Raw genomic sequence first — 18,760 nt, 5'->3', positions numbered from 1 at the left:
CCACGATCAACATCCCGTTCTCGCCAACTGATCAAAACCAGTCGGCCGACTAAATCCCCGGGATGAAGGGGTCCTTTTTGCACGCCGATCACCCCACGAAGGGGGTGCCTATTGCACGCTGATCCTCATTTCTGCCTGACTGGATCGAGTTGCAGCTTGCTCATGTCCCCCGCGGGGTCAGAGGCATTTACAATTCGGCGCGCTACTTGGACCATCGGAGGAAGATGCTCAATTGGTGGGGAGACTATCTCGACGCAGCGGAGGCGCAATGCCGAGAACCTGCCGCTGAACATGAGCTGGCAGATCCTGCGACGACCGCCCCGCTCCAGTGGTTTCAATCCAAATGGTAGTCGCGAGGAGCCTGCATCCAGCGGGACAGTTCAGAAAGGCGCCAAGCGACGGCGCGTGGTCCAATGCGCTCGGGTCGGGGAAAGGTCCCGGCCTGCATCTCGCGGTATATCGATGCCCTCGGCTTGCCAGTCTTCTCGATGACCTTGCCGATGCGCAAAAACTGCTCTTCGAAATCTTTCATGGCGTACCAATCCTTAGGATCGGTCTGCCCGCCTGAATGACATATGGTCCTGTCTTCACGATGTTCAAGTCAATGCGCGATTTCTCACGTCAAGCGCAACGCTGCGAAGCACGACTTTGCCTTTCTCCAGGCGCTGGCCCTTCAGTGGCGAACTAGGATGATCCGGTAGGCTACGAGCCCGGTGAGAGAACCGCTGAAATACCGACTGCTAGATGTGCGATGCCAATTGTGAACTCCATGACCATCCATTCCAACGTTGCGTATAATGTGAAGCTTGGCGCCAACGGATCGACGCCTGACTCAATGAAAATTCCGGCTCTTTACCAAGGACTTGTCGCGCATCTGATCAATATGAAGGTCCGGCACGAGAATATCCCGTGCGGCAGGCTGCCTTGCCGAACTCTCCCTTGGGTCGGGTCCCCCACCGCTCCGCGCCCCGTCACCCCGTCCGTAGGGAAGAGGAAATGCCTCTCCTTTCTGCCCTAGCGATCCGAGCAACGGCGACATGTCGATCAATTTCCTCACGATAACATGGACAACCTCCCCCTCCCGCTGCACCTGGCCATATAGCCCCAGCATCCGCGCACCCATGACGATCCGACGATTCTGCTCAAACATGCGTGGCCAGATGATGAGATTGGCAATCCCGCTCTCATCCTCGATAGTGATGAACATCACGCCCTTGGCTGACCCCGGCCGCTGGCGCACCAGAACGAGCCCCGCCAGCCAGATATAGCGCCCATCCCTGGTGGTATCGAGCGCGCTGCATGGTACCATCTTCTGTCGGAGCAATTCCTCGCGCAGGAACGACAGGGGATGCTGGCGAAGGGTGAGGCCGACATGACCATAATCCTCCACCACCTCTCTGCCCTCGCTCATCGGCCGCAACGCCAACGGCTGTTCGACAATCTCCTGAACGAACCCATTCTCCCGCGCGTCGGCGGCCGCGAACAGTGGTAGTTGCTCGTCACGCAGCCCCTTGATCGCCCATAGCGCTTCGCGCCGTGCAAGCCCAAGTGACGCACGAAAGGCATCGGCCTCCGCCAGTCGATTGAGTGCCCCTGCCCCCACACTGGCCCGACGCCATAATTCCTCCACGCTGACGAACGGCTCATCTGCCCTCGCCGCGATGATCCGGGCGGCGTCCGCCTCCTTCAGCCCGGTCACCATCCGCATGCCGAGCCGCACCGCGAACCGGTCGCCCGCGGTTGGCTCGAGCGTGCAGTCCCAGCGCGAGGCGTTAATGCAGACTGGCCGCACGTCAACCCGGTGCGCCCTGGCATCGGCCACGATCTGGGCGGGCGCGTAGAAGCCCATGGGCTGAGCATTGAGTAGGCTTGTGCAGAAGATTTCGGGATGCCAGCATTTGAGCCAGCATGACGCATAAGCGATCAGCGCGAACGAGGCCGCATGGCTTTCGGGGAACCCGTAGCTGCCAAAGCCCTCCAATTGTCCGAAAGTCTTCTCTGCGAACTCGGCGGTGTAACCCCGCTCAACCATGCCGCTCACCAGCTTCTCCTTGAACTTCGACACGCCGCCGGTGAACTTGAACGTCGCCATGGCGCGTCGAAGTTGATCCGCCTCAGACGCGGTAAACCCAGCGCATTCGATCGCGACTCGCATCGCCTGCTCCTGGAACAGCGGTACGCCCAGCGTCTTGCCCAACACTTTTTCCAGCTCCGGCTTGGGATATTCGACCTTCTCCTTGCCCGCCCGGCGGCGCAGATAGGGATGGACCATGTCCCCCTGAATGGGTCCCGGCCGCACGATCGCCACCTCGATCACCAGATCATAGAAGGTGCGCGGCTTGATATGCGGGAGCATCGCCATTTGCGCCCTGCTCTCGATCTGGAAGGCGCCCAGCGTGTCGGCGGCGCGAATCATCGCATAGGTGCGGGGATCTTCGGGCGGGATAGAGGACAGATCCATGCGGATGCCCTTATGCTGCTCCAGGAAATCGAACCCACGTTTCATCGCGGTCAGCATGCCCAGTGCCAGGCAGTCGACCTTCATGAATTTAAGCGCGTCGATATCGTCTTTATCCCACTCGATCACCTGCCGGTCCGCCATGGCGGCGGGCTCGATTGGTACCAGTTCGTCGAGCCGGTCGTGGGTCAGCACGAACCCGCCGGGATGTTGCGAGAGGTGGCGCGGCGTACCGATTAGTTCCCGCGCGAGATCCAGCGCCATCCGCAGCCGCCGGTCGGAGAGATTGAGGTTGAGCTGCGCGGCATGGCGCTCCTGCACGCCCTCTTCGCTCCAGCCCCAGACCTGACCCGAGAGCGCCTTGATCAGATCTTCCGAGAGGCCCAGCGCCTTGCCGACATCCCTGATCGCGCCCTTGGCGCGGTAGCGGATAACGGTCGAGCAGAGCGCACTATGATCGCGGCCATAGGTGTCAAACACCCACTGCATGACAATCTCGCGCCGTTCATGCTCGAAGTCGACATCGATATCGGGCGGCTCCTTGCGCTCCTGGCTGATGAACCGTTCGAACAGCAGGTCGGAGCGTTCCGGGTCGATTGAGGTGATCCCCAGCACATAGCAGACCGCGCTGTTGGCCGCCGATCCCCGCCCTTGGCACAAAATGTCCCGGCTCCGCGCGAATTGGACGATCGAGTTCACCGTCAGGAAATAGGGCGCATAGCCAAGCTCGGCGATCAGCCCCAGCTCATGGCGCAGCAGGCGCGCGACCTTGTCGGGCACGCCGTCAGGATAGCGGGCCTTCGCCGCCACCCAGCTCATCTGTTCCAGCGCCGCCTGCGGCGTCTGCCCAGAGGTGCTCACTTCCTGCGGATATTGATATTTGAGCGCGTCGAGCGAGAAACGGCAGCGCTCGGCGATTTCCAGTGTCCGCGCAAGCGCCTGGGGATAGCGGCCATAGAGCCGGTGCATTTCGGCCGCCGGCATCAGATAGCGGTCGGCATAGAGCTCGCGCCGCGCGCCCAGCTCATCGATGGTGCAGCGATGGCGGGTGCAGGTCATGACCTCCTGGAGCACCCGGCGATGCGGATGATGATAGAGGATGTCGCCCGTGATTACGGTCGGCACGCGATGGCGCGCGGCCAAGTTGGAGAGATTATGCAGGCGAAGCTGGTCGCCCGGCCGACGGCGCAGCGTCAGCGCCAGATAGCCCCGTCTAGCAAATATCCCGGCGAAGCGATCGATGACGGCCTGCGCCTCCTCCACCTCAGCCGGCAATAAGATGGCGAGAAGCCCTTCGGCAAAATCCGCGACGTCATCCCAACCGATGATGCATTTGCCCTTCCCGCCCCGCTTCTTGCCGCGGCTGAGCAAGCGGCAGAGATGAGCATAGCCAGGTCGGTCCATGGGATAGACCAAAAGAGACTGCCCTTCGGCAAGGTCGAGCCGGCAGCCGACGATCAACCGGACCCCGGTGACCTTCGCCGCCTCATGGGCGCGAACGATCCCGGCCAGGCTGTTGCGGTCGGTGATGGCGAGCGCCTCGAGACCGCAGGCCTGCGCCTGGGCGAATAGCTCCTCGCAGCTCGACGCGCCGCGTAAGAAGGAAAAGTGCGAGGCGCACTGAAGTTCAGCATATCGCATGGCGGCACCTGCCGATTCTCACATCACAGCGCATATTGTTCGCTATTTGTTCTGACGCCCAAAGAGTCAATCGCGCGTGCAGCCGATTTGCGCCCATCTGCGTTGAGATGGCGTCCCGCTGACCAGGGTGAGGGATTGGGAGACGAGACGATGGCCGCCAAACTCAAGGTGTTTCGAACCCCGATCGGCTTTCATGACGCCTATGTCGCCGTGCCTAGCCAGAAGAAGGCACTGGAGGCATGGGGTGCCGACAGTAATCTCTTCGCGAGCGGCCTTGCCGAGCAGGTGACCGATCCCAAGCTCATGAAGGCGCCACTGGCCGAGCCCGGCACGGTAATCAAAGTGCCCCGCGGCAGCGCTGCGCAGCATCTCGCGTCGCTGGCCAAATCGAAGCCGCCGGCACGCCCGGCCAAGGAGACGCCGGACGTCTCACCCGCCGCGCCGCCTCGGCGCAGAAAGCCGCGCCCCCCGGCCAAATCGGGCCGCGCTCGACGCGGCCGAACAAAAGCTGGAGGCCCAGCAACAGGCGCTTGATGCCAAGTTGTCGGCACTGGAAGATCAGCGCGCCCGGCTGAAGGACGAGATTTCGCGGCTCCGGGCCACAGGACAAAAGGATTTGGCCAAGCTCGAAGCAACCATCAATGCCGCCCGCAAGAAATATGACGCTGCGCTGGATCGCTGGAGAGCGGATAGCTGACCGGCCCAGCCAGCAAGAACCACCGGCTTGTTCCAGCCGTCACGTGAAGCTGCAGCCCCGCTCCCTGGCTCGGAAGGGGCACAGGCCATCATCGGCACGGCGACTGACCGCAAGGTTCGCGACCACAGCGGGATCCTCGAAACCAGCAGGAATGAGTTTGAAGATGGCGATCAGGCTGCGGTCAGCAGCCTTACCTATCAGGAAAAAATCCAGGCCCGCAGCGGCCATGCCCCCAATTTGAGCGCCATGCTTCCGCTCTCCGCGGCAGCCTGACACTACGCTATTAAATCAAAGACTCCCCGCCGGAGCAAAGCTTCACGGCGGGGTGAGGTCAGGGACGTGCCGCTCAAGGGGAAAAGAGCGACAGTTTCAGGCTATGCTCTTGCGGTGGCTTTTCAAGATGGTTTCGTCACCGTTTCGGACCGAAAGACGGATCGACATGACAATCCTGCCAATCCCAGTCCCCTCGCTGAGCGAAGGCGACAAAATCCTCGTCAATGATCAGCGTCGCATCGTCATTACGGAAATGATCGCCCAGCGATGACGGCTTGCGGGTGAGCAGCAACTGGCCATCGGCCAGTTGGACGCGGGCCTGGTCAGCGCTGATCCGGACATCAAAGGTGCGGCCCTGTGCGCACATGATGTGCAGCGCTTCATGAGGCTCGGCGACAGACGCCATCGACGCTCCGATCAACACCACGGCAAGGACGAGAGACAATCCGGACACCGCATTCTCCACGACGCTTAGTTATCCTCGCCCTGCAACGAAGTTCCGCGCTTAATCCTCCCGGTTGGCGCCGGTTCCATTGGCGAGCGCATCACTGATCATCGCCGCCAATGTTTCTTCCGCGCGGCGGCGCGCGGCGGCGTCCTTCGATTCCAGATCGTGGCGCAGCCATTGCGGGGCGCGCTCAACCACCCGTAAAATTATAGCGTTTGTTTCATCAGCCATTGAGGAGCCTATGGTCTAGCGATGCTGGCGCGGCAACATGGCAAATATACCCATGCTGTAGATGTGTTACGGAAAATGGCAAAGCGCGCGCGCTATCCTCGATCGCGGCTGATGGGCCGCGTCCGATCGCGTTCCTCGGAAATGGCAGGGCAGAAGGGTTCGCTTTTCGTTGCGATCGGCACCTGCTTCACGAAGCTGTACACACCGCCGATTTTGTCGCTCAAGCGAAGAGGCCATGCAGGAACCAGCCCTGCCCGCCCGTGGCACTGTCCACGCCATCGCCCTGACGGAACACCCAGTAACGCGCGCCCGTTTCATCCTCGACGAGAAAATAATCGCGCACGCTCAACCACTCCTCGTCGCTCACATGCCATTCGCCATAGATGCGCTCCGGCCCATCCGCGCGTTTCACCTTCCGGCGCATGCCGCGCCAGACGAAATGGACCGGCGGATGATCAGGCAACAGCGCTATGGTCTCGATGGACTCAGGCCGCCGGAACAGCCGGGCCGGGCGTGGCCAGCGTTCGGGCCAGCGCAGCAGTGTCGGGTCAGCCATGGGCGGAATGCGGGTGACGGAGCGTTCGGGAATATCGCTCTCCCGCGCAGCAACCCGGTAGAGCCGCTCCTCCCCCACCCTGTTCCCCAATATGTCGACGAGCGCCGCGACATCGGGCATCGGCGTCTCACCCAGATGCGAGATGGTGCGAAGACCAAGCGGCTCGACCAGAGGCGCGGCGAGCAGCATCTTTTCGACACCAAAGCCAGGATCGACCGTCTCGATCCGATCACAGAGCAACCTTCCCATCTGCTTCCTGTCCCGGCTCGGCTTGGCAAGCCCTGCCCGGATCGCCTCGATCCGGTTATCGACACGGTAGAAGCGCAAATCCAGCCGCCGCGCGCCGACGCCGGCTTCCTCCAGCTGCTGGCAGAGGCTCTCGACCAGCTTGTGCGTGTAGCGGGCAAGGGTCTCGGGTGCGCCGATCGGTTCTGCAAATCGCCATTCGACCTCGATGCGCTCGGGCGCCGTCACCGGCTCGAAGGGCTCGGAAACTCGGCCATAAGCCTGATCGAGCCGCAGGCCCGGCATCGAGCCGAAGCGCAGCGCGAGCGAGGCCCGCGGCATGGCTTCCAGATCGGCGATCGTATCGAGGCCCAGCTTGCTCAAGGCAATGACGACAGGCTGGTCGAGGCGAAGCGCCGCTATCGGCAGGTCCGCGATGGCGTCGGGCAGCTGCAACGGATCGATGGCGCGTAGCGGCTCGACACCGTAGCGCGCCAACGCGTGTGCGGCGCCATAGGCGGGCGCGCACACTGCGCGCGCCGCCGTCTCTACCTGCGCAAGTCGCGTCACCACGTCCTTGAGCACGCCCATGACGCCGCCATGGGCATGTGCTGCGCCGGTGATGTCGAGCATCAGCCCATCAGGCGGGTCGACCGCTATGATCGGCGCATAGCGGCGCAGCGACCAGACCGCGAGACGCTCCAGTCCTTCCCGGTCCGCCTGCGGCTCGGCATCCATGATGAGAAGATCGGGCACCAGCGCCTGCGCCTGGGTAACGGCCATGCCTGCATACAGACCGGTCATGCGCGCGGCTGCGTTCGCCGCGGTGATCACCCGGCGTTGCCTGTCCATGCCAGCAAGGATCAGCGGCGCGTCAGGAGGCGGCGCGCCCTGCCCAAGCCTGCGACGCAGCCGATCCGTCGGCCAAGTCGGCAGGAAGAGCGAGACAACCTGTCGCATCGCAGGCTTCCACCAGAAAATCGGCGCTCTCCCCTGCCCGGCACCGTATGAGCTCGACAAACCAGCGATGCCGACCAACCCCCGGCACTGGCAAGGGTTCAGACGGAACGGCAGTCACCCGCCATCGCGTCGCGGCCGCCGTGGGCTGGCCAAAGTCCGACGCTTCGGCCAGGCGCCGCCAGCGCCGGATCGCAATGCCGATGGTGCCGCTGCTCTCGGCCGCCAGCTGGAGGCGCCGCGAAGATGTCATCGACAGCCGCGCGAGTTCCGCCACCACCCCGCCAAGGCCGCCATGGCGCAGCCCTTCTTCGAAACAGGCGAGCACTGCCGTCTCATCGCGGGCTTCCACATAGATGACGCGATCGGGATCGAGCCCCGCCTGCGCAATCGCGGGTGCGAACAGATCGGGCTCGGTCATGCACCAAAGGATGCTGCCACTCACCCGCGCGAGAATGCCGGCGGTGAACAGCGCAGCGGCCGCACCGTCGGTCACGCCCTGGGCACCACCTGCGACTTCGTGCAGCGCACCGAGCGCCAGCCCGCCACCAGGCAGTTTGGCGTCCACTATCTCCAGTCCGAAAGGCAAAACCTCTTTGCGCCGACGTTCTGCACCCTCGATCTCGGCAATCTGGGCGCGCAAGGCAGCAACACGGGGACGCGCCCCTCTTTCCGTCATTGAAGGGCCTCCTTCTGGCTCGCGGTTGGATTCGTTCCTATTTTGTTCTATACTGAAGCCAAGTCAACGGGGCGGAGTCGAACAGACGACGTGTCAGGCGAAACGCTTCTGAAACAAGGCAGGAAAACCAATGGCCACGCAGCGAAGAAAATTGAGCCCCAAGCATGGCGAGGAGGCTGTGGGAGAGCCTTCGGTCGTCCAGCCTGCCAACGAATCGGAACGCGACTCGATGCCGCCGCGCTATCATGCCGCGCATGATCCCGAACTTGTCACCGACGATGAAATTCCCTGGTAAGGAGGCAGCAGCATGACCGCACGCATCATCGCCATTGAAGGCATCGATAGCCTGCCGCAGAGCGAAGCGACGCAGCTTCGCGTTGCCCAGCAGACGTTGGAACTGATCCTGGGATCAGCGGTCCGGGACAGCGATCAGACAGTCGATCCCGATCTGGCGGTCGAAGGCATTTTGATGGGCCTCGCCTGCGTCATGGAGCAGGCGCCAGAATTCCCGACACGGCAGAGCCTGCGCAAAGGCGCCGAAACCTATGGCAAGATGCTGGGACAGCATGCCCAGAATCTACGCTCCGCCTTTGAAGAAACCGGCATCCATCCGATCGATGCTCTGCTCGACCGTTTCAACCTTGCTGCCGGCGACGGCCAGAAACCAAACTGATTAGCTCCCATGTCGAGATTGCATTGCATGGCGGCGGGAATAAGCGAGGTTGCAGAGCATTTCAGCGCCGATATGCCGGCCGCGATCGAGCTTCCATCCGAGACCACCGAAGGCGCGCTTGGGCTGGTGATCTTCGAAAACAAAGGCCGACGGATCATGCGCGGCGTGACCTGGGGATTTCGGCGCCTCACCCGCGAGATGCGGGAACGAGGAGAGGAACCCGGCCGGATCGGTCTGGTCGCCGATCTCACCAATCCGATGTGGGATCAGTTGGCCGAGGATGCGCGCTATAGGTGCCTCATCGTCCTTACCCATTTCGCCAATCCCGACGGTGTGCCGGGCGAACGGACCCGCACCTGGTTTTCGTTGAAGCGCCAGCCCCTGATGGCCTGGGCGGGCTTTTGCCGGAACATGCCCGAGCAAGGCCCGGTCTATGCCGGCATGACGATGGAGGCGAATGAGGCCGTGCGACCCACCAATGACCGTATGCCGGTACTGCTCGATCCCCATGAATATGACGGCTGGCTTCACGGCTCGATCCGGGAGGTGATCGGCTTTCAGTTCCGTTCGCCCTTCTCGGCCGAGCGCTTCCGCGTCGAGGCGACCGAGGATGTGTGGCGGAGCGGCAAGCGCCCGCCTTCGGCTGACGGCCAGTTGGCGCTGCTGTGACCATGGCTGAGCAGATTGATCTCTTCGCCCCGTCCCAGATTCCGGGGCTTCGCTACGCGCCCGATTTTTTGAGCCGTGCTGAAGAAACGGAGTTGATCGAGCGGATCGCCACGGCGCCGCTTCTCCCGTTTCGCTTCCAGCGCTGGACCGGCAAGCGGCTCACCCACAGCTATGGCTGGAGCTATGATTTCGAACGGGGCAGGTTTGAAGCCGCTGATCCCCTGCCCCGCTGGCTGCTTCCCATCCGCGATCGCGCGGCGGATTTTGCGGGCCTGTCTCCTGATACGCTCGTCCAGGCATTACTCATCCGCTATGATCCCGGGGCAGGCATTGGCTGGCACAAGGATCGGCCGGTGTTCGAGCATGTCGTCGGTCTTTCGCTTGGCGCAGCAGCACCAATGCGCTTCCGGCGGCGGAATGAGCGAGGATTTGCCCGCCGCTCGGTATCACTGGAACCGCGCTCTATCTATCATCTCGCCGGCGAAGTGCGGCATGAGTGGGAACATAGTATTGCAGAACAGGAAGAGGCGCGCTGGTCCATCACCTTTCGCAGCCTCAAGCCCGGTCGATGACCAACCAACCGGCACTGACAAAATATCCTGTCACGCCTGACAGTCGCTATTTCGTCGTGCGGGGGCGCCTCTGGCGTCTGAGCAATCCCGCCCTTGCCGAAGGTGAGCGCACGCATCTGATCAAGGAATTGATGAACGCCCGGCAACATGTCGGCGAAGCAAAGCGCGCAGGCGATGGCGCTGCGGAACGTCACGCCCGCGACCTCGTCGATGCAGCCAAACGGCGGCTTGGCGAGCGCGGGCTGGTCTGGTGGAGCGATGGAGCACCCGACTATAATCGGCACCTTGCGCGCAACACGCCATATGCGCACTGGTTTGCAGCGCTCGGTCTTGAGGACGAATGACCCGGTTGCAAAAACTGCATTGACCGGCGTTTAATTCGCATTTGCGGGCGCACGGATCTGGCGCCATAGCGTCCCTGCCTTTCAGGCATCCTCTCCTAAAACTCAATAAGGTCGGCCCCGCGGGACCGGCCTTCTTTTTTGCTCGCTGCACCGGCGTTCGGCCTCAGTTCCCTTCCTCACCTTTATGATCGCCATGACCCGAAGCGAGCGCGTCATCACGATCACGCCGTGCCCTTTCCTGACCCTCTGCGATCTGCGCTTTTTCCTTGTCGCTGACAGGCTGAGGGCGTGGCGCGCCCTGTTCGTGAATAGTTGACTTAGCAGCGCCATTTTCTGCGTCGGGCTTCTGGCCCGGCCTTGGTTCTTCCATCGTCCACTCCTACCATTTCAAAGAGGCGCTGAACGTTGAACGGGGCGGTGTCCGCTTCGTTCCGGCAGAACCGCGATGTCCATCAGCTGATCTTCGTCCGTCTGCGCCGCCGGGCTTTCTCACCAAGCTCGATCCAGACTGGCGCATGGTCGCTTGTCTTCTCCCAGCCACGCGGCGCTGTATCGACCGCAGCGGCGATCAGCCGGGCTTTGGCCTTGGCGTTCAGCAGCAGGTGATCGATCCGCAACCCGGCATTGCGTTCGAAAGCGCCGCGCCAATATTTCCAGAAAGTGTAAATGGTCTCGTGCGGATGCAGGTGGCGGAGTGCGTCGGTCCACCCCTGATCGAGGATGCGCTGATAGGCAGCGCGGACCTCGGGCGCGAAAAGCGCGTCATCGAGCCAGCGATCAGGCGCGTAGACGTCCAGATCGGTAGGCATGACATTATAGTCTCCAGCGACCACCACCGGCGCGTCCAGATCGACAAGCGACGCAAGATGCTCGTGCAGGCGATCGAACCAGCGCAGCTTGAAGTCATATTTGGGACCGGGACGCGGATTGCCATTGGGGAGATAGAGACCGGCAATGAGCACACCGCCGACCGCCGCCTCGATATAGCGGCTCTGTTCGTCATGGGGATCGCCCGGAAGTCCGCGGCGCGTCTCATGGATTTCGCCAGCGCGGCTGAGTATCGCGACGCCGTTCCATCGGCTTTGACCATGCCAGATCGCGTCATAACCGGCATCGCGGAGGGCGCTCTCGGGGAAACTCTCCTGCGGGGCTTTCAATTCCTGTAGGCAAACGATGTCGGGTTCGGCTTCATGGAGCCAGCGAAGCAGCACCGGCAGCCTGCCATTAACGCCGTTCACATTATAGGTGGCGATCTTCATAGCTGGGGGCAATCTCAGATCCATGCCTTTGCAGGTGGCATCCACTATTACTCGCCGTGTGTTGCTCCTGTTCCGGTGCGCGCGTCGCGGCCGCTGTCCAGCGGTCTGAAGCGAAGTCGGACCTGGTTCGATTGCAGCTAACGAGCACGCCGGTTTTATCGGCGCGCAAGGAGTGATAGCCTTCCCTTGTGTGTAATCTTTATACAATCAGGAAGAGTGCCGCAGAGGTCGCCGCGCATTTTGGTGTCGCGGCCCCTGTCACGCCGTTCAATGCGCCTGAGGAGGTTTATCCCGGCTATCCAGGGATGGTGGTGCTGGAAGACCAAGGCGTTCGCACCTTGCAATCGATGGTCTGGGGCTGGCCTGTCCGTCTCAAGGGCATGAAGCCCGACTCCAGGCCCAAGCCAGTGAACAATATAGCCGACCTGCGAAAACCCTTCTGGCTGGGAGCCGCACGCAAGAATGAATGGCGCTGCCTCATTCCACTCACCCATTTCGCAGAAGCGGAAGGCCCCAAAGGCGGCAAGACTCGGACCTGGTTCTCGCTTCATGACCGCCCGATCTTTGCATGGGCGGGCCTTTGGCGGGACAGCGCCGAATGGGGCCCGGTTTATTCCGGCGTCATGACCGATTGCAATGACGCCATCCGCCCGGTGCATGACCGCATGCCCGTCCTCCTGCATGAGGATGAATATGACCGCTGGCTGCATGGCACCTTCGAAGACATTGTGGACTTTCAGGATCGATGTTTCCCGGACGATCTGATCGCCATGGAGCGGACCAGCGAGCCATGGAACAAACCACGGTCGTCATCGACCAGACCTGGTCTCCTATGACCGCTGAACAGGAACATTGGGCCGAGGCGCTCTGGGTCGAGAAGCGCTGGGGCGACAAAGCGGCCGAGCATATAGCCACGCGCGTGACCAGCCTCGCCATCGCAGGCGACGAAGCAGGCGTCGAGCGATGGATCGCGATAGCGAGCCGATATGATCAGCTCCAAATGGAGTGTCCTGGCCAAAAACACTGAGTCGGCGTTGCGGTTATCCTGTGCCCGGTCCGCAATCAGGTCATGCCCGCGACCGCCTCGATCAACGGGATGTCCGCAGCCCATCTATTGCCCGCCGGCTGAAGACATCGGCCCCGAACCGTTTTTGCAGATGAACTGCGACCAGGGCCGCATAGCGGCGTTGGCGGGCGCCGTTGGGGCTATGATAGATGCCCACCGCCTTCCAATAGCTGCCGCTCGTCCTCAAAGCATCGAGAAATATCCAGCGTGCCACCTCGGCGTTGAAGCAGGGATCAAATTGCAGCCAGCGACGAACCTCATTCTCGCGCCGCGACAGCAGCGCGGCGATCCTCGGCACCCACCAACTGTTGATCTGCAGCGGTCCCAGGTCATGGCTTTCGTTTTTGTTGAGGATCTCTGCACCGATCCAGCCGGCTTCCTGATCACGCAAGCCCCAGAGCGTTTTTTCAAGCCATAGCTGCCCACGCGCCGCTTGTCGGATGCAGCGCGCGACCTCGGGTTCTGCGGGCTGTGCCGCTGACGCGGTTTCGCACCATGACAACAGCGTCAGGAGAAGCGGAACCACACAGACGCGGCGGCGATCAGCGATCCAGGCCACGGCCGCCCTCCCTTTCATTGCCGCGGGTCTGCTGCTCGCGCGCAGGAGCAGGCGTGTCCCGATTTCGGTGACGGTCGCTCAGTAAAGAATGAAGATGGTGATCGAGCGCCTCAAAAACCTGGTGGACCCGACCAGCGAGTCTGTCCGCCACGCCTTTGGGTTTTGCATTGCGGGTCCAAAGCTCGCGCTTAAGCCGGCGATCGCTGCGCAAGAGTCGCTCCCTGTCCTGATCTTCCTTCAGTTGCCGGAGATGCGATCCTTGCCTGGCGGCCATTCGGTCGCGATGATCACGCTCCAGGCGCCCAAGGCCTTCAAGGCCTGACGTCTTCTCGCCCGATCGTTCTTCGAGCCTCTCGACCAGTTTTTTGGGATCCTGGGTCCAGAGCTTTACCCCAAATCGGGCGCGGGTAATGGCCGTGTAAAAATTCTGGGCGTTCACCAGCGGCGACCCGACAGGCGCCAGGACATAGACCCTGTCATAGGTCCTGGACTGTGCCGAATAGATGGTCTCGGCATAGCCATGATCCCAGGTCCTGTGAAGGGAGAGGTCGATCGTCTGAACCCGCTTGCCGCGATCCCAGCGGATCGTTGCCAGCGAGCCATCGAGCTTCTCGACCGTCCCCCTCTCCGCATTTTTGAGCTGAAGCTCCTTCGAGACCAGGCGCCACTGGATGCGGTCGCCTTCGCTGAGGTCTCTCTTCTCTTCCATGAAGACGTTGACCTGCGAGGCTTTGGTCGAGCGCGGATCCCACAGATGGACGCCGCCCTGCCCATCGACCAACCGGACCAGTTGCCGACCTCGACCGTCCCGGACCATCCCAGCGACGCGGTATTCGCTCGTCCGTCCTAATCCCGCTCCTGGCTGATCGCGGCCGAAGGTCACCACCTGTCCGCCTGAATAAAAGCGCGCCATGCGCTTTTCCTGATCGCTCAGCCCGCCGGGCGTCAGGACCGAAAGCCGGGTCTCCTCCGCCGCGACGACACCTTCGCGCTGGAGGACCTCCCTGATCTTGTAGTTCACGATCAGGCGCGAGGCATTGTCGAGAACAAGAATGTTGGTCGCAGCGCGGCTCCTGGGGCTGAGGCGCGTCCATTCCGCGACCACACCCGCAGCCAGCGTGGCGGCATCCTCACCGCCCACCACCTTGTCGAGCCGGCCAATCGAAGCCGCGTAATCCCCTGCCCGCGCATGCGCGACAGCCTGTCGCATCGCCTCGGTTTCCTGCCGGCGCGACTCGGTCAGTTCGGCCGTTTCCATGCCCAGTTTCTGCATGAGCCAGAAGGCCTTGCCCTGCTCGATCGCGCCGGTCTGCTTGTTGTCGCCAAGGAGAATGAGGCGAGCGCCAGTGGACCGGCTGATTTCCAGCACCCGCAAAGCCTGGCGGCTTCCCAACTGCCCCGCCTCGTCGAGAACCAGCACATGGTTGCCGCTGATCCCATAGCCACCGCCCGCAAGCAGGCTCGCGACCGTGCGCGACTCGATCTGCGCCTTCTCCCCCAGTTCGGCGGCGGCGGAAGATGTCGGCGCCAGGGCGATGAAGGTCCTACCCGGCTGCGCTGCATCTTTCAGCGATCGGACTAGCGTCGATTTTCCTGCACCCGCGACGCCGTGAAGGCCGGTAACCCGATCCCGCGAGGTTCCCATGTCCACCAGCGCCCGTTCCTGCGCCGGAGAAAGCCCAGCCTGCTCCAATATGGGAAGCAGGCGATCGGCGCTCGCCACGGGCCGACCGTCCCCGACTGCAAGCGCCAGATGCATGGCGAGCGACTGCTCCAGCCGCACAGTCTGCCGGGTGGTCCGGCCCCGTGTCAGTATCTCATCCCCAGTCTGGCCACGGGTAGCGAGGAGCTTGCGCCGTTCTTCATGCGCATCGATCAGGGGCCGCAGATCCTGAAACCGGACCTCCCCGACATGGGAGGCTAGCCCCGTGGTATAGAGAAGGCCAAGCGGGTTCACGGCCTCCTTCCCCTCCGATTGCCTTATCCCGAACAGAGCGGCCCGGGCGGCGTCGGCGCGGTCAACCGGGACGGGATGCTCGCCCACGTGAGCGGCGCGTTCCTTCACCGCTTCAAGCGGCCTTTCATGGGCTCCCAGCCGTCCACGCCACTGATCAAGTAGGGCTTCAATCCCGATCTTCACCTTGGCGCCGCGGGTCGCGTAAAAGGACTGGCGACGCGCCGCCTGACCGACAAGACCATGCTGCGCGGCATGGTCAGTGATCTGCTGTGCCCGCTGGGACATCTCCTCGAGGAGCGCCTTTGGGACGCCTCTGATTTCGAATAGACCCAGGCGCGGATCGAAGTCGATCTCATAGCCGAGCTCCCTCAGACCATGGGCAAGCTCATTGCGATAGATCTGTCCACTAGTCATCTGCTCGGCGTACATGGCGCGGGTTTCGAGACTCGCCATCGGATCGCCCGATTGCCGTTTGGTCATGTTGAGGACGACGACATGGGTGTGGAGGTGGGGATCGAGTTCGCGGCTGGCATATTCAGTGAACCGCGCCCACAGCAATCGGCCCGTCGTCTCGTGGACAATGTTGCCCTCCTCCCGTTTTCGCAGCTGGGCATGATCCTCAAGATAGGCGAGCGTCACATCGACCGCTCGTTCATGGAGCTGGACGATCCGCTCGTCGCCCATAGCCAGCGCCATCACCGAAACGGACTTGGGCGCGCTGATCGCGAAATCCCAGCCGGGATGATGCTCGATCCCCTCGTCCCGATGGCGGCCCAGCTGCTGGCCCGCGACCTTGCCAGCCAGCAGGGACCGAAACGTTTCGGCATCGACATCGCCCGATAGACCGAGTTCGCTTGCCAAGCCCCCGCCCCATGAGGACCGCTCCGCCTCACCTTTCGTGTAATAGTCGCCGATTGCATAGTAGCGGGCGATGTTCCCGGGCGAACCCTTCAGACGGCGCGGATGCATCATGCGGGCCTCGCATCATTACGGTCGCCCGATGCGCGCCCGTGTTGCCGAAGGCGGAAGCCGCTCGCCCTTCCAAGGAGCCTGGGCAGTCCGCTAGCCACATTTCCAATATCCCCCTCCGCAGGATTGGGCGAGGGGGCCTGCGGGCTGATCTCATCATCCTGGGGCATGCGCCCCTTTTCCGCTTCGAGGGGGAGTTCGGGCGCTTCCGCCGTCTTCGGCCGTCGCCGCTTGGGTGCCGATGCCAAAGGCTTGGAACCGGACTTGCCTTCCTCTTCCGGGTCAAGACGAATGGGCGGCACCAATCGCTCGACGAACGCGACCTGCGGGCTAGGTAGAACATTGTAGCTATCGGAGAACCGGACGACGGGAAGGTTCCGACCGAACCGAAGGAAGCCCGCGAGATTGGGAAGATTGGTGACCTCGGTGTGCATCACCAGCGGGCGGGTCACCTGCATCCGCGAGAGATTGACCCCGTCGCGCATATCGTTGACGCCATAGGACATGCCCTCATTGGCCTCGACCTGTTCGACCTGCCCGAGATTTTCCGAGACATGCTTCGCAGTGGGGGTGTCGTTGGCGCGCAACGCCACCCATGTCGAGCAATAACCGGTGATCGCCGCGGCATCCTGAATGCCATAGGTTGCCTCGAGTTGCGGGTAGGACTGGAACCCCAAAATTCCGCAGCCACCATATTTGCGCGCCCGGGCGAGGAAGTCGCTCAGCGATGGCAGTTTCTGAAGTGTGGGAAGCTCGTCGATCACGCAATAGAGACGCCGCTTGCGGGCGGGCGGCAGGCTCATGATGGCGCTGATCGCGATGTCGAGCCAGACGGTCACAAGGGGGCGCAAGGAAGGAAGCTGGTCCGCCTTCACTGTGATGAAGAGCCAGCTGTCATCCTCCTCATTGGCGACCCAGTCCCGGATCGAGAAGCCGTCGGCGGTGTCATCGAGATAGGAGAAGCTGCGCATCACCGAGGCCAGTTCAGCCCGGATACCCGCCGACGTACGGTCGCCTTCCATCGAGATGAAGGCTGCGGCATCGGTGCCTTCGGCAAAGCTTGCCAGCGTCTTCAGGGGACTGCGAAGCACGGTTTCCAGGAGCGCGGAAACCAGCGTCCGCTCATGCCGGGCAAGCTTGCGCAGGACCGCCACCAGCGTGCCGCGGGCCGCCTTCGCCCAGAAGGGATCGCCGCCTTTGTCTGGGATCGTCGACTCCGCGATCTGATCATAATGATAGTCACGCGGGACATCGACCCAGGGCGACCAGCAGTCGGCGCGGTCGTCCAGTGGATTGAGCAAAATGTCGTGCCCCGGCCGATAGAATTTCTCGACGAAGGTGCCGGCGGTATCATAGACGATCGCCCGCTTGCCTTGCTTTCGCATGCCGCTCAGCATCTTCACGATGATGTTGGTCTTGCCCGTGCCGGGTGCACCACAGATGAGGATATGCTCAGGCTCGAAGGCGTCGGGAACGGGCACGCCGCCGATCGCAAAGCTGCCCTTCCGGCTGCGCCACAATTGCCGCCGCAGTTGCCGCGCGGTGCCAAAGCGCGCGCCGCGCAGGAACTGATTGGAACCAAGACCCTTCCCCGTACGGGTGAAATAGAACCAGGCCCAGGCCAGCATCAGGAGGGCAAAGACGCCTGCAAGTGCCGCGCCGTACACCAGATGATGCTCCATCGTCTGCAGGGTCTTCCTGGCGATGCGGGAGCCGAGCAAGGCATCGGACGTCGTCCAATATTGGCGACCCGACGGGGTCCGAAAGAGCAGCGGCGCGCCGCCGGGCACGTCGCTTTTGAGCATCGCCTCGGTGATCTTGACGGCGACAAAGCGCTGATAGTCGGTGGACTTCTCCAGCACATACCAGGTGGCGCCGCCGACCCAGATGGCGATCCCCGCCAGCAGGGTCTGGAAGAAGACCTGCGTGGTCATGCGGACATTGTGGACAATGGCCTGCCCGCCCCTCGTCCAGGAGCCCAGTGTGTCGTTCCTGAAGATGCTCACTGGAGTACCTCCTCGGGATCGAGAAGGCCCCGCTCCAGAAGCAGGGCGCGCGCATCGTCCATGCCCTTCTCGAGAATATCGGGCCGGCGCTCGCTAACTGATGCGGCAAGGATGGCGAAGACCTGGATGAGGATCGCCTGCACTTCGTCGAAGCGGCCATGATAGCCCGCCGCGTCCATGCCTTCATAGCGGTTGAGAATGTCCCGGACATAGTCGGGTATGGTCGTGCCAGCCTCTTGAGCACCGACGACGAGACGCCCGAAGAGGGCGTCCTTGAACCTGATGGTAATTCTGGGCAAGCGCCGAACTCCTGTTCGTCGCCTGGCCAATCGTGATGAAGCGCGGCCCTTATAACCGGATTTCAGCTTGATCTCAATTGATTACATGTATTCAGAGTGGCAGCCAAACGGTGCCAAGGCAGATCAAGGACTTACCTACCTGGCCGTCCGAAACGACAGCCAAAGCGTGCCGGGTGGCGTCAATCAGTGCCATCAGCGTAAGACGTGTATTCGGCCGGAAAC

The 18,760-nt window shown here is 62.4% G+C and carries 22 protein-coding genes; 10 read left to right on the top strand and 12 right to left on the bottom strand.

Annotated features, from left to right (window positions below; genetic code table 11):
* Positions 1-334: 334 nt before the first annotated feature.
* Together A7Q26_RS14120 and A7Q26_RS14115 are read right to left on the bottom strand one after the other, a co-directional pair.
* Positions 335-532, bottom strand: coding sequence for a helix-turn-helix transcriptional regulator (locus A7Q26_RS14120; protein ID WP_066860776.1), 198 nt, complete (start codon positions 530-532; stop codon positions 335-337).
* Positions 533-832: 300 nt separating this feature from the next.
* Positions 833-4,099, bottom strand: a complete 3,267-nt coding sequence (locus tag A7Q26_RS14115) for an error-prone DNA polymerase (protein WP_066860773.1) — start codon at positions 4,097-4,099, stop codon at positions 833-835.
* 150 nt (positions 4,100-4,249) lie between these two features.
* On the opposite strand from A7Q26_RS14115, the gene A7Q26_RS14110 reads away from it, so the two are divergent.
* The 3 genes from A7Q26_RS14110 to A7Q26_RS14105 are packed head-to-tail and all read left to right on the top strand — an operon-like array spanning position 4,250 to position 5,069.
* Positions 4,250-4,633, top strand: a complete 384-nt coding sequence (locus A7Q26_RS14110) for a hypothetical protein (protein WP_066860770.1) — start codon at positions 4,250-4,252, stop codon at positions 4,631-4,633.
* Positions 4,634-4,640: 7 nt separating this feature from the next.
* Complete coding sequence (locus A7Q26_RS25915) at positions 4,641-4,796, top strand: hypothetical protein (RefSeq protein ID WP_232313804.1); 156 nt, start codon at positions 4,641-4,643, stop codon at positions 4,794-4,796.
* A gap of 27 nt (positions 4,797-4,823) precedes the next feature.
* The gene (locus A7Q26_RS14105; RefSeq protein WP_066860767.1) at positions 4,824-5,069 is read left to right on the top strand and encodes a hypothetical protein; all 246 of its coding nucleotides are present in this window, start codon (positions 4,824-4,826) and stop codon (positions 5,067-5,069) included.
* Between the two features lie 136 nt (positions 5,070-5,205).
* Here the strand turns inward: A7Q26_RS14105 and A7Q26_RS14100 are convergent, their stop codons facing one another.
* The 4 genes from A7Q26_RS14100 to A7Q26_RS14090 all read right to left on the bottom strand — a co-directional run bounded on the left by A7Q26_RS14100 (position 5,206) and on the right by A7Q26_RS14090 (position 8,165).
* On the bottom strand, positions 5,206-5,523 hold the full coding sequence (locus A7Q26_RS14100; RefSeq protein WP_157102558.1) for a hypothetical protein: 318 nt from the start codon (positions 5,521-5,523) through the stop codon (positions 5,206-5,208).
* Between the two features lie 51 nt (positions 5,524-5,574).
* On the bottom strand, positions 5,575-5,748 hold the full coding sequence (locus A7Q26_RS25615) for a hypothetical protein (protein WP_198162943.1): 174 nt from the start codon (positions 5,746-5,748) through the stop codon (positions 5,575-5,577).
* Between the two features lie 220 nt (positions 5,749-5,968).
* Positions 5,969-7,489: a Y-family DNA polymerase gene (locus A7Q26_RS14095; RefSeq protein WP_066860761.1), complete on the bottom strand. Its 1,521-nt coding sequence runs from the start codon at positions 7,487-7,489 to the stop codon at positions 5,969-5,971.
* Complete coding sequence (locus A7Q26_RS14090) at positions 7,404-8,165, bottom strand: ImuA family protein (RefSeq protein ID WP_066860758.1); 762 nt, start codon at positions 8,163-8,165, stop codon at positions 7,404-7,406. The genes A7Q26_RS14095 and A7Q26_RS14090 overlap by 86 nt, the downstream gene beginning before the upstream one ends.
* A 130-nt stretch (positions 8,166-8,295) precedes the next feature.
* Here A7Q26_RS14090 and A7Q26_RS25205 point away from each other — a divergent pair, with 130 nt between their 5' ends.
* From A7Q26_RS25205 to A7Q26_RS14070, 5 genes are read left to right on the top strand one after another with little or no spacing between them, the layout of a single operon-like run.
* Entirely contained in the window at positions 8,296-8,460 is a 165-nt protein-coding gene (locus tag A7Q26_RS25205; protein ID WP_198162942.1) for a hypothetical protein, read from the top strand.
* A gap of 12 nt (positions 8,461-8,472) precedes the next feature.
* Positions 8,473-8,838 carry a hypothetical protein gene (locus A7Q26_RS14085; RefSeq protein ID WP_066860755.1) on the top strand — a complete coding sequence of 122 codons (366 nt, stop codon included), beginning with the start codon at positions 8,473-8,475 and terminating at the stop codon, positions 8,836-8,838.
* 27 nt (positions 8,839-8,865) lie between these two features.
* Positions 8,866-9,507: an SOS response-associated peptidase family protein gene (locus A7Q26_RS14080; protein WP_232313803.1), complete on the top strand. Its 642-nt coding sequence runs from the start codon at positions 8,866-8,868 to the stop codon at positions 9,505-9,507.
* A 2-nt stretch (positions 9,508-9,509) separates the two neighbouring features.
* Positions 9,510-10,079, top strand: coding sequence for an alpha-ketoglutarate-dependent dioxygenase AlkB (locus tag A7Q26_RS14075; RefSeq protein ID WP_066860749.1), 570 nt, complete (start codon positions 9,510-9,512; stop codon positions 10,077-10,079).
* Positions 10,076-10,423, top strand: coding sequence for a hypothetical protein (locus tag A7Q26_RS14070; RefSeq protein WP_066860746.1), 348 nt, complete (start codon positions 10,076-10,078; stop codon positions 10,421-10,423). Before A7Q26_RS14075 ends, A7Q26_RS14070 begins: the two co-directional genes overlap by 4 nt.
* 163 nt (positions 10,424-10,586) lie before the next feature.
* On the opposite strand, the gene A7Q26_RS25200 is transcribed toward A7Q26_RS14070, so the two are convergent.
* Together A7Q26_RS25200 and xth are read right to left on the bottom strand one after the other, a co-directional pair.
* Complete coding sequence (locus A7Q26_RS25200) at positions 10,587-10,793, bottom strand: hypothetical protein (RefSeq protein ID WP_157102556.1); 207 nt, start codon at positions 10,791-10,793, stop codon at positions 10,587-10,589.
* Positions 10,794-10,875: 82 nt separating this feature from the next.
* Positions 10,876-11,682, bottom strand: a complete 807-nt coding sequence (gene xth, locus A7Q26_RS14065; protein WP_066860743.1) for an exodeoxyribonuclease III — start codon at positions 11,680-11,682, stop codon at positions 10,876-10,878.
* A 188-nt stretch (positions 11,683-11,870) separates the two neighbouring features.
* Between xth and A7Q26_RS14060 the strand changes: the two genes are divergently transcribed.
* On the top strand, positions 11,871-12,518 hold the full coding sequence (locus A7Q26_RS14060) for an SOS response-associated peptidase (RefSeq protein WP_066860740.1): 648 nt from the start codon (positions 11,871-11,873) through the stop codon (positions 12,516-12,518).
* The gene (locus tag A7Q26_RS14055; protein ID WP_232313802.1) at positions 12,473-12,709 is read left to right on the top strand and encodes a DUF6961 family protein; all 237 of its coding nucleotides are present in this window, start codon (positions 12,473-12,475) and stop codon (positions 12,707-12,709) included. Before A7Q26_RS14060 ends, A7Q26_RS14055 begins: the two co-directional genes overlap by 46 nt.
* Positions 12,710-12,770: 61 nt before the next feature.
* On the opposite strand, the gene A7Q26_RS14050 is transcribed toward A7Q26_RS14055, so the two are convergent.
* Genes A7Q26_RS14050 through A7Q26_RS14035 form a run of 4 tightly spaced genes read right to left on the bottom strand, consistent with a single transcriptional unit; the run spans position 12,771 to position 18,538 of the window.
* A complete protein-coding gene (locus A7Q26_RS14050; protein ID WP_232313801.1) occupies positions 12,771-13,307 on the bottom strand; it encodes a lytic transglycosylase domain-containing protein in 537 nt (178 codons plus the stop codon).
* Positions 13,291-16,236, bottom strand: a complete 2,946-nt coding sequence (mobF, locus tag A7Q26_RS14045; protein ID WP_066860731.1) for a MobF family relaxase — start codon at positions 16,234-16,236, stop codon at positions 13,291-13,293. The genes A7Q26_RS14050 and mobF overlap by 17 nt, the downstream gene beginning before the upstream one ends.
* Positions 16,233-18,239, bottom strand: coding sequence for a type IV secretion system DNA-binding domain-containing protein (locus A7Q26_RS14040; protein ID WP_066860728.1), 2,007 nt, complete (start codon positions 18,237-18,239; stop codon positions 16,233-16,235). The genes mobF and A7Q26_RS14040 overlap by 4 nt, the downstream gene beginning before the upstream one ends.
* Positions 18,236-18,538, bottom strand: coding sequence for a hypothetical protein (locus A7Q26_RS14035; RefSeq protein ID WP_066860725.1), 303 nt, complete (start codon positions 18,536-18,538; stop codon positions 18,236-18,238). The genes A7Q26_RS14040 and A7Q26_RS14035 overlap by 4 nt, the downstream gene beginning before the upstream one ends.
* Positions 18,539-18,760 lie beyond the last annotated feature (222 nt).

The organism is Sphingobium sp. TCM1 (assembly GCF_001650725.1).
Taxonomy (GTDB): Bacteria; Pseudomonadota; Alphaproteobacteria; order Sphingomonadales; family Sphingomonadaceae; genus Sphingobium.
This window is presented reverse-complemented; position numbering and strand designations above follow the sequence as displayed.

Excerpts from the sequence above, each read along its gene's own strand:
- A7Q26_RS14120 (WP_066860776.1), bottom strand. The coding sequence starts at position 532 with ATGAAAGATTTCGAAGAGCAGTTTTTGCGCATCGGCAAGGTCATCGAG.
- A7Q26_RS14115 (WP_066860773.1), bottom strand. The coding sequence starts at position 4,099 with ATGCGATATGCTGAACTTCAGTGCGCCTCGCACTTTTCCTTCTTACGC.
- A7Q26_RS14110 (WP_066860770.1), top strand. The coding sequence starts at position 4,250 with ATGGCCGCCAAACTCAAGGTGTTTCGAACCCCGATCGGCTTTCATGAC.
- A7Q26_RS25615 (WP_198162943.1), bottom strand. The coding sequence starts at position 5,748 with ATGGCTGATGAAACAAACGCTATAATTTTACGGGTGGTTGAGCGCGCC.
- A7Q26_RS14095 (WP_066860761.1), bottom strand. The coding sequence starts at position 7,489 with ATGCGACAGGTTGTCTCGCTCTTCCTGCCGACTTGGCCGACGGATCGG.
- A7Q26_RS14090 (WP_066860758.1), bottom strand. The coding sequence starts at position 8,165 with ATGACGGAAAGAGGGGCGCGTCCCCGTGTTGCTGCCTTGCGCGCCCAG.
- A7Q26_RS25205 (WP_198162942.1), top strand. The coding sequence starts at position 8,296 with ATGGCCACGCAGCGAAGAAAATTGAGCCCCAAGCATGGCGAGGAGGCT.
- A7Q26_RS14085 (WP_066860755.1), top strand. The coding sequence starts at position 8,473 with ATGACCGCACGCATCATCGCCATTGAAGGCATCGATAGCCTGCCGCAG.
- A7Q26_RS14080 (WP_232313803.1), top strand. The coding sequence starts at position 8,866 with ATGGCGGCGGGAATAAGCGAGGTTGCAGAGCATTTCAGCGCCGATATG.
- A7Q26_RS14075 (WP_066860749.1), top strand. The coding sequence starts at position 9,510 with ATGGCTGAGCAGATTGATCTCTTCGCCCCGTCCCAGATTCCGGGGCTT.
- A7Q26_RS14070 (WP_066860746.1), top strand. The coding sequence starts at position 10,076 with ATGACCAACCAACCGGCACTGACAAAATATCCTGTCACGCCTGACAGT.
- A7Q26_RS25200 (WP_157102556.1), bottom strand. The coding sequence starts at position 10,793 with ATGGAAGAACCAAGGCCGGGCCAGAAGCCCGACGCAGAAAATGGCGCT.
- xth (WP_066860743.1), bottom strand. The coding sequence starts at position 11,682 with ATGAAGATCGCCACCTATAATGTGAACGGCGTTAATGGCAGGCTGCCG.
- A7Q26_RS14055 (WP_232313802.1), top strand. The coding sequence starts at position 12,473 with ATGGAACAAACCACGGTCGTCATCGACCAGACCTGGTCTCCTATGACC.
- mobF (WP_066860731.1), bottom strand. The coding sequence starts at position 16,236 with ATGATGCATCCGCGCCGTCTGAAGGGTTCGCCCGGGAACATCGCCCGC.